Here is a 23,133-nt window from a genome sequence, read left to right as displayed (position 1 = left end):
CAACCAGGAGACACGCATGACCATGAAGCAAACCCTCATCGCCCTGTGCGCGGGGGTCACCTTGGCGACCGGCCTGGGCGCCCAGGCCGAGTGCCTCAGCGACGCTGCGGTGGGAGCGATGGCCTCGCACTACGCCGCCAAGACCCCCGCGCCCAACTTCCCGGCGCTGTCTGACGCCGACGGCGCCTGCACCCGCGCCAAGTTCAATGCGCTGCTGGGCGCCCGCCTGGGCAAGGTGGTGGGCTACAAAGCCGGCCTCACCAACCCCGCGGTGCAAAAGCGCTTCAACACCGACAAGCCGGTGTGGGGCAAGCTGTACGAGGGCATGGTGCGCCCCGGCGGCAGCACCGTGCCCGCCGCGTTTGGGGCGCGCCCGCTGTACGAGGCCGACCTGCTGGTACGCGTGAAGGACGCCGCCGTCAACCACGCGCGTACGCCCGAGGAGGTGCTGCAGCACATCGACCAGGTGATCCCCTTCATCGAGCTACCCGACCTGGTGGTGCAGGCGCCGCCCCAGCTCAACGGCGCCGGCGTAGGCGCGATCAACGTGGGCGCGCGCCTGGGTATCGCCGGGCAGCCTATCGCCGTGCCAGCGACGCGCGGCGAGCGCTATGCGCTGCTGGACGCGCTGGAGCGCATGACCGTGCAGCTCACGGACCATTCCGGCGCGCTGCTCGCCAGCGGCAAGGGCAGCGATATCCTCGGGCATCCGCTCAACGCCGTGGTCTGGCTGGCCCAGGCGCTGCAGCAGGAGGAGATCACGCTGCAGCCCGGCGACCTGGTGAGCCTGGGGTCGTTTTCTCCGCTGCTGCCCCCGCGCGCCGGCCTGAGCGTCACGGCAACCTATCTGGGCCTGCCCGGCGCGCAGCCGGTGCAGGTGCACTTCCAATAACCCAAGGACTTTTCCGTTGACGACGCCCGGTTCCGCTTCCCATGTGCCTTCCCCCCACCACGCGCGGCTCACGCCGCAGATGCGCAACGTCATCGACGGCATGGCGCGCGCCGGGCGCCCCCCACTGCACACCCTGAGCCCTGCACAGGCCCGCGCTGCCTATGAACTGGGTGCCGGGGTGCTGGAGCTGCCCAAGGCGGCCTTGCCGCGCGTGGAAGACCTGCGCATCCCCGCACGCGACGGCACCCCGCTGCCCGCGCGCCTGTATGCACCCACGGCCTCTGACGCGCAGGCGCTGCCGTTGCTGCTGTACCTGCACGGTGGCGGCTTCACCATCGGCAGCATTGCCACCCACGACGTGCTGTGCCGCGAGTTGGCGCGGCTGGCCGGCTGCATGGTGGTGTCGCTGGAATACCGGCTCGCGCCCGAGCATCCGTTCCCCACGGCCAGCGACGATGCGTGGGACGCGCTGGCCTGGCTGGCGCAGCACGCCACCACGCTGGGCGCCGACCCGTCGCGCCTGGCGGTGGGCGGCGACAGCGCAGGCGGCACGTTGGCCGCGGTGTGCGCTCTGCAGGCGCGCGATGCCGGGCTGCCCCTGGCGCTGCAGTTGCTCATCTACCCCGGCACCACGGCGCACCAGGACACGCCCTCGCACACCGAGTTCGCGCACGGCCTGGTGCTCGAACGCGCGGCCATTGGCTGGTTTTTCGACCAGTACATCCCCAGCCGCGCCGAGCGCGAGGACTGGCGCTTCGCCCCCTTGCTCGCGCCCGACGCCGAGGGCGTGGCGCCGGCCTGGATCGGTCTGGCCGAGTACGACCCGCTGGTGGACGAGGGCGTGGAGTACGCGGACAAGCTGCGTGCCGCGGGCGTGCCGGTGCAGCTCGAGATCTACCGCGGCGTGACGCACGAATTCATCAAGATGGGTCGCGCCCTTCCCGAGGCGCGCCAGGCCCATGCCGATGCTGCCGCCGCGCTGCGCAGCGCCTTTCAACTCGACTGATCCCTTCGACGGAAACACGCCATGCAACGCTCTGACTTTCGCTGTTTTCACCGCCTGCGCGTGCGCTGGTCAGAGGTGGACATCCAGAAGATCGTCTTCAATGCCCACTACCTCACCTACGCTGATTGCGCCATGACCGAATACTGGCGCGCGCTGGCGTTGCCGTACGAAACCGGCATGCAGGCGCTGGGCGGCGAGGTGTACCTCAAGAAAGCCAGCGTCGAGTACCACGCCTCGGCCCGGCTCGACGACCTGCTGGACGTGGGCATGCGCTGCGCGCGCGTGGGCACCACGTCGCTGGTGTTCGAGGCCAGCATGTTCGCTGGCGATCGGCTGCTGGTGACCGTGGAACTGGTCTATGTGTTTGCCGACCCCGCTACGCAGACCAAGCGCGCGGTGCCGCCCGCGCTGCGCGCGATGATCGAGCACTTCGAGGCCGGCGGCGAGATGGTGGAGCTGCGCATGGGCGACTGGGCCACGCTGGGGCGCGACGCCACGGCGCTGCGCACGGCGGTGTTCGTGCAGGAGCAGGGGATTGCGCCCGAGATCGAGCTGGACGCGCTGGACGCCACCGCCGTGCACGCCGTCGCCTACAACCGCCTGGGTCTGCCCGTGGCGACGGGCCGACTGCTGCAGGATGCGCCGGGCGAGGCGCGCATTGGCCGTATGGCAGTGGACCGCGTGTTGCGCGGCCAGCGTTGGGGCCGCATGGTGCTGGACGCATTGGTGCAGGCGGCGCGCGCGCGCGGCGACGCGCAGGTCACGCTGCATGCCCAGTGCAGCGCCGAGGCGTTCTACCGCCGCGCAGGTTTTGAGGCCGTAGGCCAACCGTATGAGGAGGCGGGCATTGCCCACATCACCATGCGGCGCAGTCTGCAGGGCTGACTGCTTCTTTATTGATAGCTGCTAGCGCTTGTCAAATAAGCGCTAGCGCCTGTTTTTGCTTAAATGTCTTCCAGCAGCGCGTAGGGCAGCGGCAGCAGCGTGAGCGCCACGCCATCCGCTGCGCCCACCTGCAGGGCACCGCTGGTGGCTGCGATCTGCAGCGACACCAGCGCATCCACGCCGCCGGTGGGTGCGGCCGCAACCTGCACCACCGTGCCCACGGGCTGTTCGGCGTCACCGTCGGCAAACACTTCAGCACCCACGGCCACGGCCGACGGAGCGTGCGCCAGGTAAGTGCGCCGCTTGAGCGTGCCGCGGAACTGGCTGCGCGCCACGACCTCCTGGCCGGGGTAGCAGCCCTTCTTGAAGTTCACGCCGCCCACGGACTCATAGTTCAGCATCTGCGGCACGAAGGCCTCGACCACGGGCGCGGTCAGGGTGGCGATACCGCTGCGCACCTCGCTCCACAGCCACAGCGCTTCGGTCAGGGCTGCGCCGGCGGGCGCAGCGCTGCCAGCGGGCGCTACCCACAGCGCGCGCGGCTGCCCTTCGGCGGGGTAGAGCTGCACCACGCTGGCATCCCCCACATCGGCCTTGGCCCAGGGCTCGCCAGCGGGTAGCACGGCGCGGGCGGCGTCGCCCAGCAGGCCGTACAGCGCAAAGTCGCCGGTGGCATCGGTCAGCTTGGCCTTGGCGCGCATCACGAACATCGACAGGCGCTTGAGCGCGGGCGCCAGCAGGTCGCGGGCGCAGACCAGTAGTACCTCGGCCTCGCTGCGCTTGAAGGCGATGAAGCTGGCCTGCATGCGGCCTTTGACGGTCAGGAACGCCGCCAGGCGGGCGTGGTGCAGATCCAGCAGCGCGAAGTCCTGCGTCAGCTGGCCGTGCAGGAACTTGGCGGCGTCTTCACCGGCCACGCGGATCACGCCAAGGTGGGACAGGGGGACTACGCCGTCCGCAGGCAGGGACGGGGGCACTGGCATGGAGTCGGTCATGGCTGAATTATGATGCCCGGCTTCTTTCATACAGGCTGCAGGGTTGTGCGTCGTTTCCTCGCATTGGTGTTGCTCATCGTGATCGCCGTGGGCGCTGTGGCCGCCTGGTGGCTGCAGGCGCCGTTGCCGGTGCGCGCGGACGTGCCCGCCGGCCAGCCGCTGGAGCTGGAGATCGAGCCTGGCACCACGCCACGCAGCGTGGCCCGCGCGGTGGTGCGGTCGGGCATGGCCACGGATGCTGACGTGCTGTTCCTGTGGTTCCGGCTGTCGGGCAAGGACCGCGAGATCAAGGCCGGCAACTACGAGATTCCCCAGGGCACCAGCCCCTACGCGCTGCTGCAGAAGCTGGTGCGCGGCGAGGAGGCATTGCGCGCCGTCACGCTGGTGGAAGGCTGGACCTTCCGCCAGGTGCGCCAGGCGCTGGCGCGGGCCGAGCAGCTCAAGCCCGACAGCCAGGGCCTGAGCGACGCGGACATCATGGAGCGCCTGGGCCGCGCGGGCGTGCCGGCGGAGGGGCGCTTCTTTCCCGACACCTACACCTATGCCAAGGGCAGCAGCGACATTGCCGTGCTGCGTCGCGCGCTGCACGCCATGGACCGGCGCCTAGACGCGGCCTGGGCGCAGCGCGCGCCGGACACGCCGCTCCAATCCGCCGACCAGGCGCTGATCCTGGCGAGCATCGTCGAGAAGGAAACCGGCCGCGCCGAAGACCGCGCGCAGATCGCCGGCGTGTTCAGCAACCGCCTGCGTGTGGGCATGCTGCTGCAGACCGACCCCACGGTGATCTACGGCCTGGGTGAGAAGTTCGACGGCAATCTGCGCCGCCGTGACCTGACCGCCGACACCCCCTACAACACCTACACACGTGCGGGCCTGCCGCCCACGCCGATTGCCATGCCCGGCAAGGCGGCGCTGTTGGCCGCGGTGCAGCCCGCGCCCACCAAGGCGCTGTACTTCGTGGCGCGCGGCGACGGTTCCAGCCACTTCAGCAGCACGCTCCAAGACCACAACCGTGCGGTGAACCGCTGCCAACGCGGCCAGAAATGACCAACGGCGCATTCATCACCTTCGAGGGCATCGACGGCGCGGGCAAGTCCTCGCACATCGACGCGTTGGCCCAGGCGCTGCGCGCTGCGGGGCATACCGTGACCCTGACGCGCGAGCCCGGCGGCACGCCGCTGGCCGAGAAGCTGCGCGAGATGCTGCTGCACGACAGCATGGACGCGCTGACCGAAGCGCTGCTGGTGTTCGCCGCGCGGCGCGACCATCTGCGCTGCGTGATCGAGCCGGCGCTGGCACGCGGCGAGGTGGTGTTGTGCGATCGCTTCACCGATGCCACCTTTGCCTACCAGGGCGCAGGGCGCGGCTTCGATCTGGAGGTGCTATCGTATATGGAGCGCCTTGCGCAGACTGGTGTTGGTCTGCAGCCCGATTTGATGCGAAGCCCGGACCTCACGCTGTGGTTCGACGTGCCACCTGAGGTGGCCGCGCAGCGCCTGTCCGCCGCGCGCGCGCCCGACCGCTTCGAGTCGCAGCCTGTGGAATTCTTCACCCGCGTGGCGCGCGGCTATGCCGACCGCGCCGCGGGAGCGCCGCAGCGCTTTGCGCGCATCGACTCGTCGCAGCCGCGCGAGCAGGTTGCCGCGCAGCTGCGTGCCGTAGTGGCCGCACGCGGCTGGCTGGCGCAGACGCCATGAGTGCGGTCGCCCCCTGGATTGCCGCGCAGCGCCAGGCGCTGCTGGCCCAGCGCGGCCACGCGTGGCTGCTGCAGGGCCCGTCCGGCCTGGGCCAGTACGCGCTGGCGCTGGAGCTGGTGCGCGCCTGGCTGTGCGATGCGCCCACCGCGCACGGCGCCTGCGGCCAGTGCGCCAGCTGCCATGGCATCGATGTGCATACGCATGCCGACCTGTGCGTGCTCATGCCCGAAACGCAGGCGCTGGCCCTGGGCTGGCCGCTGCCCGAGAAGGCGCAGGCCGAGATCGAGGACAAGAAGCGCAAGGCCAGCCGCGAGATCCGCGTCGAGGCCATGCGCGACGCGGTGGAGTTCGCCCAGCGCACCAGCGGGCGCGGCCGCGGAAAGGCCGTGCTGGTCTACCCGGCAGAGCAGATGAACCATGTGACGGCCAACGCGCTGCTCAAGACGCTGGAGGAGCCTCCGGGCGACGTGCGCTTTGTGCTGGCCACCGAGGCCGCGCACGAACTGCTGCCCACCATCCGCAGCCGCTGCCTGGGGCACACCCTGCAGTGGCCCGATCCGGCCCAAAGCCAGCAATGGCTGGTAGAGCAGGGCGTGCCCGCTGACGCGGCCGAGGCCCTGCTGCGCGCCGCCGGCGGCCGGCCTGACGACGCACTGGCCCTGGCGCGTGCGGGCCGAAGCCCGCAGACCTGGGCGCTGCTGCCCAAGGCCGTGGCGCGCGGCGACGTGTCGGCGCTGGCCGGGCTGGAACCCGCACAGGCCGTAGATGCCTTGCAAAAGCTCTGCCACGATCTGCTGGCGCAACGCGTGGGTGCACAGCCGCGCTATTTCTCGCCCGCCGACTTGCCCGCGCCGCCCGGCGTGGGGGCGCTCACGCGCTGGTCGCGCGCCCTCGCCAAGGAGGCGCGTACGGCCGAGCACCCCTTCAACGCCGGCCTGATGCTGGAGTCGCTTGTGGCGCAGGCGCGCCACACACTAAACTCGCGCCATTGAAAGCCTTCTACGACCTATGAGCAGTCCCTCCACAGCGCCGCGCCCCAGCGTCATGCAGCTGAACATCAAGGAAAAGGCCGCGCTGTACGCGGCCTATATCCCGTTCTTCGAAGAGGGCGGCATCTTCGTGCCCACGGCGCGCGAATACAAGCTGGGCGATGATGTGTACGTGCTGCTCACGCTGCCCGACGACCCGCAGCGCTACCCCGTGGCCGGCCGCGTGGCCTGGGTGACACCCGCGCGCGCCGCGGGCAACCGCACGCAGGGCGTGGGCATCCAGTTCCCCAAGGACGAGAAGTCGCGCCAGCTCAAGCACAAGATCGAGGAAGTGCTGGGCACGGCCCTGGCGTCTGAACGGCCTACGCAGACCATCTAAGGGCAACCCTTCGCGGGCCCCGCAGGATGCCGACCGCGCCCGCCGGTCGGCATTTTTGTTTTTCGAGACCACCATGTTTGTCGATTCCCACTGCCACCTGAACTTTCCCGAACTCATCAGCCAGTTGCCGCAGATCCGCCAGGCCATGGCCGAGGCGCAGGTGGACCGCGCGCTGTGCATCTGCACCACGATGGAGGAGTTCTCCGCCGTGCACGCGCTGGCGACCGGCTATGACAACTTCTGGGCCACGGTCGGCGTGCACCCGGACAACGAAGGCGTGGCCGAGCCCTCCGTGCAGGACCTGCTGGAGCGCGCAGCGCTGCCGCGCGTGGTGGCCATCGGGGAGACGGGGCTGGACTACTACGGCATGGACGACCGCAAGGGCGGCCGCAGCATCGCCGACCTGGAGTGGCAGCGCGAGCGCTTTCGCACGCATATCCGCGCCGCGCGCGCGGCGGCCAAGCCGCTGGTGATCCACACGCGCAGCGCTTCGCAGGACACCCTGGCCATCCTGCGCGAAGAGGGCGAGGACGGTGCGGGCAACCGTGCGGGCGGCGTGTTCCACTGCTTCACCGAAACCGCCGAGGTGGCCCGCGCTGCGCTGGACCGGGGCTACTACATCTCGTTCTCGGGCATCGTCACGTTCAAGAACGCGCAGGACCTGCGCGACGTGGCTGCCTTTGTGCCCATGGACCGCCTGCTCATCGAGACCGACAGCCCGTATCTGGCGCCGGTGCCTTACCGGGGCAAGACCAACAACCCGTCTTATGTGCCCTATGTCGCCCAGCAGCTGGCACAGGTGAAAGGGCTGAGCGTCCAGCAGGTGGCCGAGGCAACCAGCCGTAACTTCGAGCAACTTTTCTTGAGCAAGGAGGCCGTATGAAGAGCCTGTTGCAGCGTCGCAGCGCCCTGGCGTGGCTCGCCGCGGTTGCCGCCGGCACCGCGGGGCTGGCGCATGCCGGCGCGTACGACGATTTCCTGCGTGCCATCGCGCGCGACGATGCCGCCACGGTGGCTTCGCTGCTGCGCCGCGGGTTTGACCCCAACGCGCGCGATCCCAAGGGGCAGCCCGCGCTGATCCTGGCCCTGCGCGAGGAAGCGCGGCAGGTGGCCGAGGTGCTGATCGCCGCCAAGGGGCTGAAGGTGGAGGAGCGCAATGCCAAGGACGAAAGCGCGCTGATGATGGCCGCGTTGCGCGGCAATCTGCCCGCTGCGCGCGGCCTGATCGCGCGCGAGGCGGACGTCAACAAGACCGGCTGGGCGCCGCTGCACTATGCCGCCGCGAGCACCACGGCCGATGCCGCGGCCATGGTGGCGCTGTTGCTGGAGCATCACGCCTACATCGACGCCGCATCGCCCAACGGCACCACGCCGCTGATGATGGCCGTGCGCTACGGCACGGCGGATGCGGCGCGCCTGCTGATCAGCGAGGGGGCCGACCCATCGCTGAAGAACCAACTGGGCCTGTCGGCCGTGGATTTCGCCATGCGCGCCGACCGGCAGGACATGGTGCAACTGGTGGCGGAGGCCGTACGCCGCCGCCAGCCGGACCGCGGGAAATGGTAGCCCCCTGGGCGCGTACGCTATGAATAACGGAGCTGCTGGCGCTTGTCAGCTGGCAGTTGTAGACCAAAAGAGTGCCGAATCGCTTACAGGGTAAGCGCAAGCAGCTATTGTTTTTTGGTAGTCGTCACGCGCCGCCATGTGCGCGCAGGCGCGCGTACAGGCCGCCCCGGGCCAACAGCTCCGCGTGGGGGCCCTGCTCGACGATGCGCCCTTGCTCCATGACCACCACGCGGTCCGCGTGTTCGATGGTGGAGAGGCGGTGGGCAATCACCAGCGTGGTGCGCCCTTGCATGAGACGCTGCAGGGCCTGCTGTACCAGGCGTTCGGATTCGGTATCCAGTGCCGAGGTGGCCTCGTCGAGGATGAGCACCGGAGCGTCGCGGTAGAGCGCCCGCGCGATGGCCAGCCGCTGCCGCTGTCCGCCCGACAGCTGCGTCGCGTTGTGTCCCACCACGGTGTGCATACCCTGCGGGAGGCTGGCCACGTACTCGGCGAGGTTCGCTGCGTCCAGACAGTGCTGCACACGTTGCTCGTCCACGGCAGCGCCCAGCGCCACGTTGGCGGCGACGCTGTCGTTGAACATCACCACGTCCTGGCTCACCATCGCAAATTGCGCGCGCAGGCTGGGCAACGCCCACTGGTCGGTCGCCACGCCGTCCAGTAGCACCTGGCCGCTGCTGGGGCTGAGAAAGCGCGGCAGCAAGTTCACCAGCGTGGTCTTGCCGGCACCGGAGGGGCCGACGAACGCCACCACTTCGCCCGGGCGGATGTCCAGGTTCACGGCGTCCAGTGCGGGCGCCTGGTCGGGCCGGAAGGACACGGTCACGTTGCGCAGGGCAATTGCCCCCTGGGCGCGCTGCGCGGTGTGCGTGCCGCCTGTCTCGGCCGGCGCCTCGTGCAGCAGGGCCAGGCCTCGTTCCAGCGCCGCCACGCCGCGCGTGATGGGGTTGGCGATGTCGGCCATGCGGCGGATGGGCGCTATCAACATCAGCATCGCCGCGATGAACGAGGCGAAACCGCCCACGGTCACGTCCTTGGCACCGTTGCCATGGCTTTGCCACAGGGCGATGCAGATCACGGTGGACAGCGCGCCCGCGGACAGCAGCTGCGTGGTGGGCGTCATGGCGGCCGAAGCGATCGTGGATTTGATGGCCAGGCGGCGCAGGCGCTGGCTCAGCGTGTCAAAGCGCGCGGCCTGCTCGGCCTGGGCGCCGTGCAGGCGTACCACACGGTGGGCCAGCACGTTCTCTTCGACCACATAGGCCAGATCGTCGGTGGCCTGCTGGCTGCTTTTAGTGATCTTGTACAGGCGCCGCGAGAGCGTCTTCATCACCCAGGCCACCCCCGGCACCAGCACGGCCACGATCAGCGTGAGTTGCCAGTTCAGGTAGATGAGATAACCCAGCAGGGCGACCAGCGTGAAACCGTCGCGCGACAGGCCCAGCAGCGCCTGGACCAGCGAGGTGAACCCGGTCTGCACCTCATACACCACGGTGTTGGACAGTGCGCTGGCCGACTGGCGATGGAAAAGCCCCATGTCCGCTGCCAGCAGCCGCTCGAACAGCGCCGTGCGCAGGCGCAGCATGCCCTCGTTGGCGATGCGCGTGAGGGCATACTGTCCCGTGAACTGGGCCAGCCCACGCACCAGGAAGACGCCGATGATGGCCACGGGAACCATCCACAGCTCCAGCGATCCTTCTGTAAAACCCTGGTCCAGCAATGGTTTGAGAAGCGCGGGAATCAATGGCTCGGTGGCGGCCGCGACGATCGTCGCCAACACCGCCATGGTCCATGCCAGCCGCTGGTAGCCGAAGTACGGATGGAGCCTGCGCAACCGCTCCCACAGCGAAAGAGACTGCGGAGCTTGCTGCAAAGTGGTCTTTGGCGCGCTATGATTCGAATCTTGCATGAGGGGCGGATTCTACGTTTCGGCTATTGCAGACCGGCACAGTTTGTCACATGGCACGCTACGCTATGTGTAACATGCGAGGCTCTGTTTGCCGGCATTTGACGGTTATTCGATGGTTCCAATGACTATTGACCGCATCCCCAATACCCCTTCCTTTCGCACGGCTCTGCCGCAGCTTTCGCGGCGCCACGCCGTTGCAGCCTTGGCTGCCAGTTCCTCCCTTTCAGCGCTTGCGCAGTTCCGTGTGGAAATCACGGGCGTAGGCCTGACGCAACTGCCCATTGCGATTGCACCGTTCCGTGGCGAACCGCAGTCGCCGCAGAAAATATCCGCCATCGTCCAGGCTGACCTGGAGCGCAGCGGGCGTTTTTTGGGCGTGGACGCGTCGGGTGTCGCGCTGGATGAATCATCCCGTCCCGATCTGTCCCTGTGGCGTCAGCGCAAGGCCGACGCACTCACCTCCGGCAGCATCACGCGCTTGGCCGACGGCCGTTTCGACGTGCGATTCCGCTTGTGGGACGTGGTCAAGGCGCAGGACCTGGGCGGCCAGAGCTTCGTGGTCACGCAGGCCGACCTGCGTCTGGTGGCGCACCGCATTGCCGACTTCGTCTACGAAAAACTCACGGGCGAGCGCGGTATCTTCTCCACGCGCATTGCGTATGTGACCAAAGCCGGCTCGCGCTACAGCCTCTGGGTGGCCGATGCGGACGGCGAGAACGCGCAGTCAGCGCTTTCCAGTCCTGAGCCGATCATTTCTCCCGCATGGGCGCCCACCGGGACCCAGCTGGCTTACGTATCGTTCGAGTCGCGCAAGCCGGTGGTGTACGTGCATGACGTGGCCACAGGCCGCCGCCGTTTGATCGCCAATTTCCGTGGCTCCAACAGTGCCCCTGCTTGGTCGCCCGATGGCCGTACTCTGGCAGTGACCCTCAGCCGCGACGGGGGCTCGCAGCTCTACACCATCGACGCTAACGGCGGTGAGCCGCGCCGCCTGATGCAAAGCAGCGGCATCGACACGGAGCCCGTGTTCTCCAGCGACGGCCGCAGCATCTACTTCGTCAGCGACCGTGGAGGCTCGCCCCAGGTGTACCGCGTGGCAGCCAGCGGGGGAGGCGCGGAGCGCGTGACCTTCAATGGGTCCTACAACATTTCGCCCAGCATCAGTCCCGATGGTCAGTGGTTGGCCTACATTTCCCGCGTGGGCGGCGCCTATAAGCTGCACGTGATGGATTTGAAGTCGGGCAGCGTGACGGCTGTGACCGACACCTCCGCCGATGAAAATCCCAGCTTTGCTCCCAATAGCCGCCTGATCGTCTATGCCACGCAGCAGCAGGGTCGCGAAGCCCTGATGACCACCACGCTGGACGGCAAAATCAAAGCGCGTCTGGCGGGGCAGGGTGGAGATATTCGCGAGCCCGACTGGGGCCCGTTCCAGAACAAATAAGTTTCCGTTTTTCGAACAACTGCTCTTCAGGAGTTATTAATGAACCGTTTCCCCTTCAAGCGCGTGTCTCTGGCGCTCTCCATTGTCGCCCTCATGGCAGGCTGCAGCTCCGGCGTCAAGCTGGACGATGTGCCGGTCGAAGACCGCGGCGCTACGTCCACCGCACCGGGCGCCAACTCGGGCAGCACGGGCCAAAGCGGCGTGGCTCCTGTGGACCTGTCCCAGTCGGGGCGCGACGCCGCGGGTCCCGTTGGCGTGGCGCGCGTCATTTACTTCGACTTTGACAGCTTCATCGTCAAGCCTGAGTTCCAGTCCGTGCTGGAGGCCCATGCTCGCTTCATGAAGGCGTCTTCCGCCCGCAAGGTCGTGCTGGAGGGCCATACCGATGAGCGCGGTGGCCGCGAGTACAACCTGGCGCTGGGCCAGAAGCGCGCGGAAGCCGTGCGCCGCTCGTTGGGGCTGCTGGGCGTGCCGGACGCGCAGGTGGAGGCGGTGAGCTTTGGCAAGGAAAAGCCGGCGGTGCAGGGCCACACGGAAGACGCGCACTCGCAAAACCGCCGCGTTGAGCTGTCGTACCGTTGATGCCGCGCATGTCCTTGCTCCTGCGCCCGCGGGCGCTGGGCGCGGCGGCGCTGGCCGCCGCTGCCTGCTGGTCGACCCCCAGCTATGCATTGTTCGAGGACAGCGAGGCGCGCCGCGCCATCCTTGAGATGCGCCAGCGTGTCGATGCATTGACGCAGGCCAGCCAGCGTGCGGGTGAACGGTCCGGTGATGAGGTCTCGCAACTGCGGCGCAGCCTGCTCGACCTACAGATGCAGATCGAGGCATTGCGCACCGAACAGGCGACACTGCGTGGTCAGAACGAGCAGCTATTGCGCGATGTCGCAGAGTTGCAGCGCCGCCAGAAGGACATGGCGCAGGGTGTCGATGAGCGGTTGCGCCAGTTTGAGCCCGCGACGGTGACGCTGGACGGGCGCGAATTCCGGGCTGATCCTGCAGAGAAGCGTGATTTCGAGGCGGCTTTGGCGCTCTTCCGTGCAGGTAAGTTCGGTGAAGCGTCCAACGCTTTCAGCGGCTTCGTGCGCCAGTATCCACAGTCCGGTTATGTACCGTCTGCCCGTTTTTGGCTGGGCAACGCACAGTACGCCACGCGTGATTACAAAGAGGCCATTAACAATTTCAAGGCTCTGTTGTCGGCGGCGCCAGACCATGCGCGCGCTCCCGAGGCGGCCCTCTCGATTGCCAATTGCCAGATCGAATTGAAAGATACGCGGGCTGCGCGCAAGACCCTGGAAGACTTGCTGCGCGTTTATCCGCAGTCGGAAGCAGCAGCCGCTGCGAAGGAACGCCTGGCGCGCCTGAAGTGATCACACCCGTTCACGACACGCCAGACTTGGAGCGGCGCTTCGCAGGGCTGGAACGCCTGTTCGGGCAGGAGGGCGCCGCACGCATTCGGTGCGCGCATGTTGCTGTGGTCGGAATTGGCGGCGTGGGTTCTTGGACAGCAGAGGCACTCGCGCGCAGCGGCGTCAGAGCGCTCACGCTGATTGACCTGGACCATGTGGCCGAGTCGAACGTCAATCGGCAAATTCACGCTCTGACCACAACCATAGGCCAAGCCAAGGTACGCGCCATGGCAGAGCGCATTGCCCTGATCAATCCGGCATGTCGGGTGGACTGCGTTGAAGAGTTCGTGGATGCACAGAACTGGCCCACTCTGTTGCCATCTTCGGTAAATGCATTGGTGGATGCATGCGACCAGGTAAACGCCAAGGCCGTAATGGCAGCTTGGGCCGTCTCCACACGGCTGCCTTTCGTCACGGTAGGTGCTGCCGGGGGCAAGCGTCACGCCTATAAAGTCGAGGTAGAAGATCTGGCGTTTACCACGCACGACCCGCTGCTGGCCCAGCTGCGCTATCGCTTGCGCAGGAACCACGGCGCGGCCCGAGAAGGCCGCAAAATCGGCGTCACCTGCGTCTATAGCAAGGAAGCGGTATCAAAGCCACACGCGTCTTGCGGCGTCGGTGAAGGCGACGGATCCCTGAATTGCCATGGTTATGGCTCATCGGTCGCCGTCACGGCCACATTTGGTCAGTGTGCAGCAGGATGGATTCTCGACAAGTTGGCAGAAAGGTCGAAGACCTGAAAACCACGCTATAATCTTTAGCTTTGCTACCGAGAGGCGGCAAAGGTTGGGACGTTAGCTCAGTTGGTAGAGCAGCGGACTTTTAATCCGTTGGTCACAAGTTCGAATCTTGTACGTCCTACCAAGTTTCAAAGGCTCTGTAGCGATACAGGGCCTTTTTTGTTTTTGCTTGGCCAATTGTGAGGGTAGGGGTGCGCCAACGTTTTGCCCCCCCAATAGCTCCGTGATCAGCATAGAAGGCACCCATGACCTGACTGCTTACCTTTGTCGCTGTGCTAGCGATGAGTGGTACAGCGTCGTATTACTCCACCGTACGAGTTTCAATCAGTCCGGGAACAATGGGGCGCTTCTAAAATGCCTCGACGTCCATCCACATTTTCAGCCATGAAGACTATGCTTGCCATTGTGGTTGCTGCATTCACGCTTTCCGGTTGCGCGGTCTATCACGACCATTACGACCGCCGTGGAGCGGGTCCCAAGAGCCACCCGCACGGGTGCCCTCCCGGCCAGGCGAAAAAAGGCAACTGCTGATGTGACGCAGAGCTTCGCGCCGTATCGGACCTTTTTTGGGAAAGCTCGGTGTGGCGCAAGAGGGGGCAAAAATGCAGGCCCCCGGCCCTCTGCGGCAGATTACGGCGTGCCCAGGCGTTGGTTCAGTCGGTCAGGGCGCGCCAAGTGCGCCTTGCGCCCCGGGATCACCGCTAAAGTGGTGGGCTAGGCGGCGCGCTCAGCGCGAGTGCTTTCCTTCCTCCCGCATCCCGGCAAAGTTCCCATGACACTTCACCTCAGCATTGGCCCCCTGGTTTCCCTCATCGCAGGCATCCTGATTCTGATCATGCCCAAACTGCTCAACGTGATCGTTGCGCTGTACCTGATCGTGATGGGCATCCTCGGCCTGTTGGGTATGCACACGCTGCGTTTCTAGCCGGGCTTACCGTTTGCGTTTCGACGGTGTGCCGCCCTTGCGTGCGGGCGCACCGGCCTTTGCCGAGCGGACTGTCGCCCGGCTGATGGGTTGTTTCGCGCTGGTGCGTGCCAGCGATGTCGCGGCAAGCCGCACGGGCAGGTACATCACGACCTGTTCTCCGGGCTTGAACTTGCTGGAGGTCTTCACGTCGTTCCAGTCGGCAACGTCTGCGGTGCTGACCTTGTAGCGCCGTGCGATGCTGGCTACGGTGTCGCGCTTGCCCGCGCGCACCGTGGTGCGCCGCGTCACGATTTCGGGCGTGAAGCTGACTTGGCCGTTGTCGGCCAGATGACCCGGGACGTCTGCGCGCATGGTGGCCGCGCGGGGCACCATGAGGGCCGAGCCGGCCTTGATCATCATGCGTGGTGGAATGCCATTCACCTGACGCAAATCGTTTTCGCTCATGCCCGTGCGTTGCGCCGCGGTGGAGACGCTCATCGTGTTGGGCACCGTCCATACCGTCCAACTGGCGTATTGGCCTTCGGTGTAGGCCTCCAGGTTCTTGCGGAACACCTGGGCGTTGTCCCAGGGCAGCAGGATCTGCGGCATGCCCGCCGCAAGGATCACGGGCTTGTGCAGCGACGGGTTCAGGGCGCGGAAATCCTCGATGCGTACGCCGGCGAGACTGGCTACCAGGGTGACGTCCATGTCGCGCGTGATCTCCACGCTCTGGAAGTACGGGTGGTTCTCGATCAGCGGCAGCTCGGTGCTGAACTTGTCGGGATTGGCCACGATGTTCTTCACGGCCTGCAGCTTGGGCACGTACATGCGGGTTTCGGCGGGCATCGTCAACTCGGTGTAGCGCGTGCCCAGACCCTGTTTCTCGTTGCGCGCGATCGCGCGGGCCACGCTGCCTTCTCCCCAGTTGTAGGCGGCCAGGGCCAGATGCCAGTCGCCGAACATGCCGTAGAGCTTCTGCAGGTAGTCCAGTGCCGCGCGCGTGGACGCCAGCACATCGCGCCGGTCGTCGCGGAAGGCGTTCTGCTTCAAGTCGAAATAGGTTCCCGTGGCCGGCATGAACTGCCACATGCCCGCGGCCTTGGCGCTGGACACTGCCTGAGGGTTGAAGGCGCTCTCGATGTAGGGCAGCAGCGCCAGTTCTGTGGGCATGCCCCGGCGTTCTAGCTCTTCGACGATATGGAACAGGTACTTGCTGGAGCGCTCGGTCATGCGCTGCATGTAGTCGGGGCGCGTGGCATACCACTGTTCCCGGTCGCGTACCAGATCGGTGTCCAGGTCGGGCATGGAAAAGCCGCGCCGGATGCGGTCCCACAGATCGGCTGGCGCACTGACGCCAGCCACTGTGTGGCCGCTGGCGGCGCTCGCCGTGATGGGCTGCAATGGTCCCGACGGATACAGCGGCGTATGGCTGGCAGTAGTGGGGTCGGTGGTGGATGCGGCGTTGTCCGTAGGGGCAGTGGTCGCGCAACCGGTCAACCACAGCAGGCTTGCCAGCCCCAGGATGTGCAGAAGTCTCATCGAAATTCGTTTTTCCATTGGCGCAGCGCGGCCAGTACGGCTGCGGGTTCGCGCGGGTCTATGAGGGCGTCGAAGCCGTGGGCGGCTTGGGCTACCGTAGCAACGCGCGTGCGCAGAAAAGGGTTGATGTCGCGCTCGATGGCAATGCGCGACGGCAGTGTGGGCTGCTCCGCGCGGCGCCGGGACTCGCATTCGGTGATGTACTGGAGTAGCGCAACGTTATGGGGTTCCACCGCGCGGGCGAACTTCAGGTTGGACAGCGTGTATTCATGGGCGCAGCATACGCGGGTGTTGCCGGGCAATGCGGCCAGCGTATCCAGCGAGGCCTGCATTTGCGTGGGCGTGCCTTCGAACAAGCGGCCGCATCCACCTGAGAACAGCGTGTCCCCGCACAACAGCAGGGGCTCGCCTTCCATGTCCGCACAGTAGTAGGCGATATGCCCCGCCGTATGCCCCGGCACGTCCAGCACGGAAAACGTGAGGCCTAGCACCTGAAGAGTGTCGCCGCCCGACAGGCGGATGAGGGGCTCGGGCATGGGCTCCGTGGCAGGGCCATACACGGTTGCGCCCGTGGCTTCGCGCAGGGCGTTCACCCCGCCCACGTGGTCGCCATGGTGGTGCGTGACTAGAATCGCTTCCAATGGCAGCCCCATGCTGCGCAGCGCCTGCAACACGGGTTCTGCATCGCCGGGATCCACAACGACCGCACGCTGCGCGTCGTACATCATCCAGATGTAGTTGTCGGCGAAGGCGGGCAATGGCAGCAAGTTCTTCATGACCGGCGAAATTATAGGTTTGCACCACTGGTTCGATACTGCCCCTGGCCGCTACCTGCTGGCCTGGGAGCAGGAGCGTTACGACGAGCTGGTGGCGGACATCTTCGGCTACCACGCGCTGCAGCTGGGCATGCCGGGCCTGCAGGCATTGCGCAGCAACCGCATGCCGCACCGCTGGCTGGCCGTGATGCCGCCGGAGTTGCTGCTAGAGCGTAGCGATGCGCAGGAGCCACCGGCGCTGCTGGCGGATGCGGTCGCGCTGCCGTTTGCCGAGGCCAGCCTGGACCTGCTGGCGCTGCCCCACACCCTGGAGCTGAGCGTGGACCCGCACACGGCGCTGCGCGAGGTGCACCGCGTGCTGGTGCCGGAGGGCAAGGTGGTCATCAGTGGACTCAACCCGCTCAGTCTGTGGGGGTTACGGCAGCGGCGATCGCGCCTTTACCAGCGCTGTGGCGCAGGGGGGCGGTTGTTCCTGCCGGACGTGGGGGAGTTCATTTCGCCCGGGCGCCTGCGCGACTGGCTGCGCCTGCTTGGCTTTGAGCTGGAATCCATGAGCTTCGGCTGCTACCGGCCCGCCGTGGCCGGCGACCGCTGGCTGCAGCGCTACGGCTGGATGGACGCGCTGGGTGCGCGCTGGTGGCCGATCTTCGGGGCCGCGTATGTGATCGTCGCCGTCAAGCGCGTGCAGGGCATGCGCCTGCTGGAGCCTTCGTGGCGCAAGGCGCCGCAGGCGGCTGCCGCGCAGGTGCAGGTAGCGCGGCGCCATGGCCCGGGCTGAGGCGACGGGACATTTTTTTATTTCTGGGAGCTATTTTTGAATCAGGTGGTGATCTATACCGACGGTGCGTGCAAGGGCAATCCGGGCCCCGGCGGTTGGGGGGCAGTGCTGCGTTCAGGCACGCTGGAGAAAGAGCTGTTCGGTGGCGAACTGGGAACGACCAACAACCGCATGGAACTGATGGCCGTGATCCAGGCGCTGGGCGCGCTCAAGCGCCCCTGCCAGGTGGCGTTGTACCTGGACAGCCAGTACGTCCGCCAGGGCATCACCGAGTGGATCCACGGCTGGAAGAAAAAGGGCTGGCGCACGGCGGCCGGCCAGCCGGTGAAGAACGTGGAGCTGTGGCAGCGCCTGGACGAGCTGGCCCATCAAGCGGGCCACCGCATCGAATGGCACTGGGTGCGCGGCCATGCAGGCGACCCCGGCAACGAGCGCGCTGACATGCTGGCCAACAAGGGTGTGGAGCAGGCGCTGGGCCGCTGAGACCGGGTTCCGGGCCTTGCGGGTGATCAGCCGGTGGTGGCGGTGATGCCCTGCACCGCTTCATGGATGCTCTGAGCCGTCTGCGGGCGCACCAGCCGTGCCGTTTCGCGCCCGTCGCGCAGGAACACGAGCGTGGGCCAGAGTTTCACGCCAAAACTGCGGCCCAGGCGCTGGCCGGGGCCGTCCTCCACCTTGACGTGGCGCACATCGTCCCGGTCTTCGAGGGCCTGCTCGATGAGCGGCTGGGCGCGCTGGCAGTGGCCGCACCAGGGCGTACCGAACTCCAGCACGGTGGGGCCCAGCCACTGGTCCACCGTTTCACGCGAAGGCGGCTGAGCGAGATGGGTGGCGGCAAACGGCATGGCGGCTCCTGCAAGGATGGCGATGGGGGCAGGGTAGGGCTGCGGCGCACGCGGCCAAGCCGGCCGCCGCTGCGCGGGCGTGTCAGATCACGCCGTCAAACATCATCACATCGACCATGTCGCCAGGTGCCACGTTGCCCTGGCCGTGGTGCAGCACGATGAGGCCGTTGGCTTGCACCATGGAACTGAGCACCCCTGAGCCCTGGTTGCCCGTGGTGCGCACCTGCAACGTGCCGTCCGCTGCCGTGGTGACCAGGCCGCGCTGGTATTCGGTGCGGCCGGGTTTCTTGCGCATGGCCTCGGTGCTGACGGCGCGCAGCAGCGGCGGTGCGCTGCGCGTGCAGCCCATCATGCGCAGCAGTGCGGGGCGGACGAAAGCCAGGAAGGTGACCATCACCGCCACAGGATTGCCCGGCAGGCCGAACAGCACGCTGCTGCCGTCTGCACTCTGAATGCTTCCATCTTGATAGCTGTTAACGCTTGATGGACCAGCGTTAGGGCCGGATTTGGCTTGTAATTCGGGCCGAAGGCGGCCCACCGCCATCGGCCGGCCCGGGCGCATGGCGATGCGCCAGAACGCCACGTCGCCCAGCTGCTTCATCATGGTGCGCGTGTGGTCGGCCTCGCCCACGCTCACCCCGCCGCTGGTAATGATGGCGTCGGCCTCGGCGGCGGCACGGCGGAAGGCGGCTTCCAGCAGTGTGGGCTCGTCGCGCACCACACCCAGGTCGATCACCTGGACGCCCAGACGTGTCAGCAGGCCAAAGACCGTGTAGCGGTTGCTGTCGTACACCGCGCCCTCGCGCGGTGGCTCGCCCAGGCTGAGGATCTCGTCGCCCGTGGAGAAATAGGCCACGCGCACCCGGCGGTACACCGTCACCGTTTTTAGGCCCAAACTGGCCACCAGGCCAATAGCAGCAGGCGCTAGCAGCTCTCCTTTTGCTAGCGCTACGCGGCCTTGCATGAGGTCTTCCCCCAGCAGGCGGCGGTTGTCGCCGCGGCGCAGCACGTCGGGTGCAATGCGGATGTGGCCGTCGGGCTCGGCAGTGGTGAACTCCTGCGGCACCACGGTGTCCAGCCCTGCCGGCATGATGGCGCCGGTCATGATCTTCACGCACTCGCCAGCGGCCACGGTGCCGGTCCAGGCGGCGCCGGCAAAGGCTGTGGAGCCCACCGGGCGCAGCACCAGCGGTTGGCCGGGCTGCAGTTGGGCGCCGTCGAAGGCGTAGCCGTCCATGGCCGAGTTGTCGTGCGGCGGCACGCTGACGGGCGAGACCACGTCCCGCGCCAGCACGCGGCCCAGGGCGTCGAAGATGCCGACTTCTTCGGTGCTGGTGACGGGCGCGACCAGGCGCTCCAGGAAGGTGTTCACATCGGCGGCGCGCAGCGCCTGCGGGTCGTAGCCCTGCAACTCGGCGGCGATCTGGTCAATGGTTTTCATGCGGTACGGGCAAGGAGGGTTGCAGCTCAGCGGAGGCCCAGGCCTTCCAGGGCGTGCAGCTCGGCCAGGGTGTTGGCGTTGTAGAAAGCATGCGGGTCGTCGCCCGGCTGGTCGAACGGAACCACGGCGCAGGCGTGCTGTTCGGTCCAGCGGTCGATCTTGCGCCCGCCGCCCTGCGTGAAGCGCACCAGGCTCTCCAGCAGCGTCACGCGCAGCAGGCAAAACACCGGCTGGGTGCGCACGCGCACGGTGCCATCGCGCTCGTCGGCCTCGGGTGCCGCTGCCATGGCAATGTCGGCGCCCTCGCGCATGGCGCCCTGGGCCAGGCGTGCGGCAAGGTCTGGCGGGAACAGCGGTGTGTCGCAGGGCACGGTGAGCAGCCAAGGGGTCTCGCAGCGCTCCAGCCCTGTGAGAAAGCCCGCCAGCGGGCCGGCGTAGTCGGCAAGGCCATCGGGCCACACGGGCACTCCGAATGATTCATAGGCCGCCAGGTTGCGGTTGGCGTTGATCATCACGTCGCCCACCTGCGGCTGCAGCCGCATCAGCGTGTGCAGCGCCAGCGGCAAGCCGCGGAAGTTCTGCAGGCCTTTGTCCACCCCGCCCATGCGGGAGCCGCGGCCGCCGGCGAGGATGAGGCCTGTGATGTCGTGGGTGTCGATCATGGGAAAGAAGAAGGGTGGTGAACGGCGCGCCGGGGCCGGTCCCGCGGCGCGGCGGCGGCTCAGCCGCCGATGTAGCTCATCTCGATGCGCCGCTGGCCGCTGCCCGTCTCGGATGGCAGGCTGGCGCGCAGCTCGGAATAGCGGTCGCCGCGCCCCTGCCAGATGTGGGCGATGGCGGCGCTGATCTGCGCGTCGCTGGCATTGCCGCGCAGCAGGCTGCGCAGGTCCCAGCCTTGCGAGGCAAACAGGCACAGGTACAGCCGACCCTCCATGGACAGGCGCGCGCGGTTGCAGTCGCCGCAGAAGGCCTGCGTGACGCTGCTGATCACGCCCACTTCGCCCAAGCGCGGGTCGTGGCGACCGTCGGGGCCGGCGTAGCCCCAACGCTTGGCGGTCTCGCCGGTGGACTGCGCGGCCAGCGGCACCAGCGGCAGCTCGGCCTGCAGCTGCGCGATGACCTCGGCGGAGGGCAGCACCTCATCCATGCGCCAGCCGTTGGTGGCGCCCACGTCCATGTATTCGATGAAGCGCAGCGTGATGCCGGTGCCGCGAAAGTGGCGCGCCATCGCCGGGATCTCGTGGTCGTTGGTGCCGCGCTTGACCACCATGTTGACCTTGATGTGCTCCAGGCCCACCGCCTGCGCGGCCTCGATACCGGCGAGTACGTCGGCCACCGGAAAGTCCACGTCGTTCATGCGGCGGAACACGTCGTCCTGCAGGCTGTCCAGGCTCACGGTGACGCGCCGCAGGCCCGCGGCCTTGAGGGCGCGCGCCTTGCGCGCCAGCAGCGATCCATTGGTGGTCAGCGTGAGGTCGGGCACGCGGCCCTCCAGCGTGCGCAGTTCCGCCAACTGGGCAACCAGGTTCTCCAGGTCCTTGCGCAGCAGCGGCTCGCCGCCGGTGAGGCGGATCTTGCGCACGCCATGCGCCATGAACAGGCGCGCCAGCCGCGTGATCTCTTCAAAGCTCAGCAGGTCGCTGTGCGGCAGGTAGCGGTAGTGCTTGTCGAACACTTCCTTGGGCATGCAGTAGCCGCAGCGGAAGTTGCAGCGGTCCGTCACGCTGATGCGCAGGTCGCGCAAGGGACGGGAGAGCGTGTCCTGCAGCAGTCCGGTAGCGGGTGCCGCGGCCAGGAGCGCGGGGGGCTGCAGCACCTTGCTGCGCTGGTCCACGAGGGGAATGACACGTTCAGCCATGGCGAAATTGTGCCCCATCGGCGTCGTAGGGGTATGGCGGCTGCCCGCTAAATTGATGTTGATCAATTTGCTGTCACGGCAGCGACATGAGGTGCCTTTGACCAGTGTCATAGGGGGCGCGGGAGGGCGATTTGAGAATACGGCGCATGCAGAACCAACGCCCAGTCCCCACCCCTTCCTCCGTCGCCGCCTGCCGGCGCGGCCGCCGCACCGCTGTGCGCGCGCTGGCCACCGTGTTGCTGGTGCCGGCCCTGCCGCTGTCGGCCCAGGCGCGCATGGCCCTGGCCACGGCCATCAACCGCACGGCGCGCTTTCGGGCGCTGTCCCAGCGCACCGCCAAGGTCTACGGCCAGCTGTACCTGAACGTGGGTGCCGCGCGCGCCCGCGATGCGCTGGAACACACCCGCCGGCAGGTGCATTCCGGCTTTGAGGACATGGACCGCCAGAGCTGGCCGCCCGAGGTGGCGCGGCTGCTGGCGGACGTGCGCCGCAACGCGGACCGCCTGGACGCGCTCACGGCCCAGGCGCCGACGAAGGAGGGCTTTCAGGCCGTGTCGGCCCAGGCCGACCAGATGCTGGCTGCCGCCAACACCACCACCGAGGCCCTCGAGCGGCTGGCCCAGGCGCCCACGGCACGCCTGGTCAATACCGCCGGGCGCCAGCGCATGCTGTCGCAGCGCCTGGCCAAGAACTATGAGCTGTTGGCCGCTGGCCTTGACAGCCGCACGGTGCGCGAGCAGATGACGGGCGACGCCGATGAGTTCCAGCGTGCCCTCGCGCAGTTGAACAAGGCGCCCATCTCCACCCCGGCCATCCGCTCGGCACTGGAACTGGGCCAGGCGCAGTGGGTGTTTTTCGAGGCCGCCCTCAAGCGCCAGCCAGACCCGCGCGGCCTGGAAAACGTGGCCACCACCAGCGAGCGCCTGCTGGAGGTTACGGACAGCTTGACTTCGCTGTACGAGGTGGCCCTGCAGGACGTGCTGGGCTGACCCCCTGCGGCCACAAGAGCAACTGCGTGTCTCATCGGCGCGGCGCGCGGCTGCACCGCCTTTCCCAGGGGAGGGAAGGCCGACGTGGCTGG

Annotated in this window: 25 protein-coding genes and 1 tRNA gene; 18 read left to right on the top strand and 8 right to left on the bottom strand. The window is 67.3% G+C overall.

Features of this window, described 5'->3' with window-relative positions; genetic code table 11:
- The first annotated feature begins 16 nt into the window (after positions 1-16).
- The 3 genes from K2L43_RS11020 to K2L43_RS11010 all read left to right on the top strand — a co-directional run bounded on the left by K2L43_RS11020 (position 17) and on the right by K2L43_RS11010 (position 2,783).
- Positions 17-892 (top strand): 2-keto-4-pentenoate hydratase, encoded by an 876-nt coding sequence (locus K2L43_RS11020; RefSeq protein ID WP_047351362.1) that lies wholly within the window; start codon positions 17-19, stop codon positions 890-892.
- 79 nt (positions 893-971) lie between these two features.
- A complete protein-coding gene (locus K2L43_RS11015) occupies positions 972-1,898 on the top strand; it encodes an alpha/beta hydrolase (RefSeq protein WP_172209278.1) in 927 nt (308 codons plus the stop codon).
- Between the two features lie 21 nt (positions 1,899-1,919).
- Positions 1,920-2,783 (top strand): YbgC/FadM family acyl-CoA thioesterase, encoded by an 864-nt coding sequence (locus K2L43_RS11010; RefSeq protein ID WP_103737937.1) that lies wholly within the window; start codon positions 1,920-1,922, stop codon positions 2,781-2,783.
- A 59-nt stretch (positions 2,784-2,842) separates the two neighbouring features.
- On the opposite strand, the gene K2L43_RS11005 is transcribed toward K2L43_RS11010, so the two are convergent.
- Positions 2,843-3,778: a folate-binding protein YgfZ gene (locus tag K2L43_RS11005; protein ID WP_172207072.1), complete on the bottom strand. Its 936-nt coding sequence runs from the start codon at positions 3,776-3,778 to the stop codon at positions 2,843-2,845.
- A gap of 45 nt (positions 3,779-3,823) precedes the next feature.
- Between K2L43_RS11005 and mltG the strand changes: the two genes are divergently transcribed.
- The 6 genes from mltG (at position 3,824) to K2L43_RS10975 (ending at position 8,409) form a co-directional block, all read left to right on the top strand.
- Complete coding sequence (gene mltG / locus K2L43_RS11000; RefSeq protein ID WP_255580435.1) at positions 3,824-4,825, top strand: endolytic transglycosylase MltG; 1,002 nt, start codon at positions 3,824-3,826, stop codon at positions 4,823-4,825.
- Entirely contained in the window at positions 4,822-5,475 is a 654-nt protein-coding gene (gene tmk / locus K2L43_RS10995) for a dTMP kinase (protein ID WP_220637552.1), read from the top strand. Before mltG ends, tmk begins: the two co-directional genes overlap by 4 nt.
- On the top strand, positions 5,472-6,467 hold the full coding sequence (locus tag K2L43_RS10990) for a DNA polymerase III subunit delta' (protein ID WP_220637551.1): 996 nt from the start codon (positions 5,472-5,474) through the stop codon (positions 6,465-6,467). The genes tmk and K2L43_RS10990 overlap by 4 nt, the downstream gene beginning before the upstream one ends.
- A gap of 16 nt (positions 6,468-6,483) precedes the next feature.
- On the top strand, positions 6,484-6,843 hold the full coding sequence (locus K2L43_RS10985) for a PilZ domain-containing protein (protein ID WP_088886564.1): 360 nt from the start codon (positions 6,484-6,486) through the stop codon (positions 6,841-6,843).
- Positions 6,844-6,916: 73 nt separating this feature from the next.
- Positions 6,917-7,726, top strand: a complete 810-nt coding sequence (locus K2L43_RS10980) for a TatD family hydrolase (RefSeq protein ID WP_123675730.1) — start codon at positions 6,917-6,919, stop codon at positions 7,724-7,726.
- The gene (locus K2L43_RS10975) at positions 7,723-8,409 is read left to right on the top strand and encodes an ankyrin repeat domain-containing protein (protein WP_103738948.1); all 687 of its coding nucleotides are present in this window, start codon (positions 7,723-7,725) and stop codon (positions 8,407-8,409) included. The genes K2L43_RS10980 and K2L43_RS10975 overlap by 4 nt, the downstream gene beginning before the upstream one ends.
- Before the next feature lie 124 nt (positions 8,410-8,533).
- Here the strand turns inward: K2L43_RS10975 and msbA are convergent, their stop codons facing one another.
- Positions 8,534-10,318: a lipid A export permease/ATP-binding protein MsbA gene (msbA, locus tag K2L43_RS10970; protein ID WP_220637550.1), complete on the bottom strand. Its 1,785-nt coding sequence runs from the start codon at positions 10,316-10,318 to the stop codon at positions 8,534-8,536.
- A 121-nt stretch (positions 10,319-10,439) separates the two neighbouring features.
- Between msbA and tolB the strand changes: the two genes are divergently transcribed.
- From tolB to K2L43_RS10940, 6 genes are all read left to right on the top strand, one after another.
- A complete protein-coding gene (gene tolB / locus K2L43_RS10965; protein WP_088886568.1) occupies positions 10,440-11,762 on the top strand; it encodes a Tol-Pal system beta propeller repeat protein TolB in 1,323 nt (440 codons plus the stop codon).
- A 39-nt stretch (positions 11,763-11,801) separates the two neighbouring features.
- Positions 11,802-12,344 carry a peptidoglycan-associated lipoprotein Pal gene (pal, locus tag K2L43_RS10960; RefSeq protein ID WP_220637549.1) on the top strand — a complete coding sequence of 181 codons (543 nt, stop codon included), beginning with the start codon at positions 11,802-11,804 and terminating at the stop codon, positions 12,342-12,344.
- Entirely contained in the window at positions 12,344-13,129 is a 786-nt protein-coding gene (gene ybgF / locus K2L43_RS10955) for a tol-pal system protein YbgF (protein ID WP_011804995.1), read from the top strand. Before pal ends, ybgF begins: the two co-directional genes overlap by 1 nt.
- Positions 13,126-13,908: a ThiF family adenylyltransferase gene (locus K2L43_RS10950; RefSeq protein ID WP_220637548.1), complete on the top strand. Its 783-nt coding sequence runs from the start codon at positions 13,126-13,128 to the stop codon at positions 13,906-13,908. The genes ybgF and K2L43_RS10950 overlap by 4 nt, the downstream gene beginning before the upstream one ends.
- 48 nt (positions 13,909-13,956) lie before the next feature.
- Positions 13,957-14,032, top strand: a tRNA-Lys gene (locus K2L43_RS10945).
- A 648-nt stretch (positions 14,033-14,680) separates the two neighbouring features.
- The gene (locus K2L43_RS10940; protein WP_011805007.1) at positions 14,681-14,833 is read left to right on the top strand and encodes a DUF3096 domain-containing protein; all 153 of its coding nucleotides are present in this window, start codon (positions 14,681-14,683) and stop codon (positions 14,831-14,833) included.
- Positions 14,834-14,839: 6 nt separating this feature from the next.
- On the opposite strand, the gene K2L43_RS10935 is transcribed toward K2L43_RS10940, so the two are convergent.
- Positions 14,840-16,354 carry a transglycosylase SLT domain-containing protein gene (locus K2L43_RS10935; RefSeq protein WP_172207045.1) on the bottom strand — a complete coding sequence of 505 codons (1,515 nt, stop codon included), beginning with the start codon at positions 16,352-16,354 and terminating at the stop codon, positions 14,840-14,842.
- Positions 16,351-17,130: a hydroxyacylglutathione hydrolase gene (gene gloB, locus K2L43_RS10930; protein ID WP_220637547.1), complete on the bottom strand. Its 780-nt coding sequence runs from the start codon at positions 17,128-17,130 to the stop codon at positions 16,351-16,353. Before gloB ends, K2L43_RS10935 begins: the two co-directional genes overlap by 4 nt.
- Here gloB and K2L43_RS10925 point away from each other — a divergent pair.
- Positions 17,129-17,908 carry a class I SAM-dependent methyltransferase gene (locus tag K2L43_RS10925; RefSeq protein ID WP_011805010.1) on the top strand — a complete coding sequence of 260 codons (780 nt, stop codon included), beginning with the start codon at positions 17,129-17,131 and terminating at the stop codon, positions 17,906-17,908. The two genes, gloB and K2L43_RS10925, sit on opposite strands and share 2 nt — an antisense overlap.
- A 36-nt stretch (positions 17,909-17,944) precedes the next feature.
- A complete protein-coding gene (rnhA, locus tag K2L43_RS10920; RefSeq protein WP_015913473.1) occupies positions 17,945-18,391 on the top strand; it encodes a ribonuclease HI in 447 nt (148 codons plus the stop codon).
- Positions 18,392-18,417: 26 nt separating this feature from the next.
- Here the strand turns inward: rnhA and K2L43_RS10915 are convergent, their stop codons facing one another.
- From K2L43_RS10915 to moaA, 4 genes are all read right to left on the bottom strand, one after another.
- Complete coding sequence (locus K2L43_RS10915; protein WP_011805012.1) at positions 18,418-18,753, bottom strand: thioredoxin family protein; 336 nt, start codon at positions 18,751-18,753, stop codon at positions 18,418-18,420.
- Between the two features lie 82 nt (positions 18,754-18,835).
- Positions 18,836-20,194 carry a gephyrin-like molybdotransferase Glp gene (gene glp, locus K2L43_RS10910; RefSeq protein WP_220637546.1) on the bottom strand — a complete coding sequence of 453 codons (1,359 nt, stop codon included), beginning with the start codon at positions 20,192-20,194 and terminating at the stop codon, positions 18,836-18,838.
- A 26-nt stretch (positions 20,195-20,220) separates the two neighbouring features.
- Positions 20,221-20,856: a molybdenum cofactor guanylyltransferase MobA gene (gene mobA / locus K2L43_RS10905; RefSeq protein WP_220637545.1), complete on the bottom strand. Its 636-nt coding sequence runs from the start codon at positions 20,854-20,856 to the stop codon at positions 20,221-20,223.
- Positions 20,857-20,915: 59 nt separating this feature from the next.
- Positions 20,916-22,052: a GTP 3',8-cyclase MoaA gene (gene moaA / locus K2L43_RS10900; protein ID WP_220637544.1), complete on the bottom strand. Its 1,137-nt coding sequence runs from the start codon at positions 22,050-22,052 to the stop codon at positions 20,916-20,918.
- A gap of 146 nt (positions 22,053-22,198) precedes the next feature.
- On the opposite strand from moaA, the gene K2L43_RS10895 reads away from it, so the two are divergent.
- Positions 22,199-23,041, top strand: coding sequence for a type IV pili methyl-accepting chemotaxis transducer N-terminal domain-containing protein (locus K2L43_RS10895; protein WP_220637543.1), 843 nt, complete (start codon positions 22,199-22,201; stop codon positions 23,039-23,041).
- The last annotated feature ends 92 nt before the right edge of the window (positions 23,042-23,133 follow it).

The organism is Diaphorobacter sp. MNS-0, from assembly GCF_019602835.1.
Lineage (GTDB): Bacteria > Pseudomonadota > Gammaproteobacteria > Burkholderiales > Burkholderiaceae_C > Diaphorobacter > Diaphorobacter nitroreducens.
The sequence above is the reverse complement of the archived record's forward strand: the minus strand, read 5'-3'. Positions and strand labels throughout refer to the sequence as shown.

Bases quoted from the DNA above. Each gene is read 5' to 3' on its own strand.
- K2L43_RS11020 (WP_047351362.1), top strand. From the start codon at position 17: ATGACCATGAAGCAAACCCTCATCGCCCTGTGCGCGGGGGTCACCTTG.
- K2L43_RS11015 (WP_172209278.1), top strand. From the start codon at position 972: ATGCGCAACGTCATCGACGGCATGGCGCGCGCCGGGCGCCCCCCACTG.
- K2L43_RS11010 (WP_103737937.1), top strand. From the start codon at position 1,920: ATGCAACGCTCTGACTTTCGCTGTTTTCACCGCCTGCGCGTGCGCTGG.
- K2L43_RS11005 (WP_172207072.1), bottom strand. From the start codon at position 3,778: ATGACCGACTCCATGCCAGTGCCCCCGTCCCTGCCTGCGGACGGCGTA.
- tmk (WP_220637552.1), top strand. From the start codon at position 4,822: ATGACCAACGGCGCATTCATCACCTTCGAGGGCATCGACGGCGCGGGC.
- K2L43_RS10990 (WP_220637551.1), top strand. From the start codon at position 5,472: ATGAGTGCGGTCGCCCCCTGGATTGCCGCGCAGCGCCAGGCGCTGCTG.
- K2L43_RS10985 (WP_088886564.1), top strand. From the start codon at position 6,484: ATGAGCAGTCCCTCCACAGCGCCGCGCCCCAGCGTCATGCAGCTGAAC.
- K2L43_RS10980 (WP_123675730.1), top strand. From the start codon at position 6,917: ATGTTTGTCGATTCCCACTGCCACCTGAACTTTCCCGAACTCATCAGC.
- K2L43_RS10975 (WP_103738948.1), top strand. From the start codon at position 7,723: ATGAAGAGCCTGTTGCAGCGTCGCAGCGCCCTGGCGTGGCTCGCCGCG.
- msbA (WP_220637550.1), bottom strand. From the start codon at position 10,318: ATGCAAGATTCGAATCATAGCGCGCCAAAGACCACTTTGCAGCAAGCT.
- tolB (WP_088886568.1), top strand. From the start codon at position 10,440: ATGACTATTGACCGCATCCCCAATACCCCTTCCTTTCGCACGGCTCTG.
- pal (WP_220637549.1), top strand. From the start codon at position 11,802: ATGAACCGTTTCCCCTTCAAGCGCGTGTCTCTGGCGCTCTCCATTGTC.
- ybgF (WP_011804995.1), top strand. From the start codon at position 12,344: ATGCCGCGCATGTCCTTGCTCCTGCGCCCGCGGGCGCTGGGCGCGGCG.
- K2L43_RS10940 (WP_011805007.1), top strand. From the start codon at position 14,681: ATGACACTTCACCTCAGCATTGGCCCCCTGGTTTCCCTCATCGCAGGC.
- K2L43_RS10935 (WP_172207045.1), bottom strand. From the start codon at position 16,354: ATGAGACTTCTGCACATCCTGGGGCTGGCAAGCCTGCTGTGGTTGACC.
- K2L43_RS10925 (WP_011805010.1), top strand. From the start codon at position 17,129: ATGACCGGCGAAATTATAGGTTTGCACCACTGGTTCGATACTGCCCCT.
- gloB (WP_220637547.1), bottom strand. From the start codon at position 17,130: ATGAAGAACTTGCTGCCATTGCCCGCCTTCGCCGACAACTACATCTGG.
- K2L43_RS10915 (WP_011805012.1), bottom strand. From the start codon at position 18,753: ATGCCGTTTGCCGCCACCCATCTCGCTCAGCCGCCTTCGCGTGAAACG.
- glp (WP_220637546.1), bottom strand. From the start codon at position 20,194: ATGAAAACCATTGACCAGATCGCCGCCGAGTTGCAGGGCTACGACCCG.
- mobA (WP_220637545.1), bottom strand. From the start codon at position 20,856: ATGATCGACACCCACGACATCACAGGCCTCATCCTCGCCGGCGGCCGC.
- moaA (WP_220637544.1), bottom strand. From the start codon at position 22,052: ATGGCTGAACGTGTCATTCCCCTCGTGGACCAGCGCAGCAAGGTGCTG.
- K2L43_RS10895 (WP_220637543.1), top strand. From the start codon at position 22,199: ATGCAGAACCAACGCCCAGTCCCCACCCCTTCCTCCGTCGCCGCCTGC.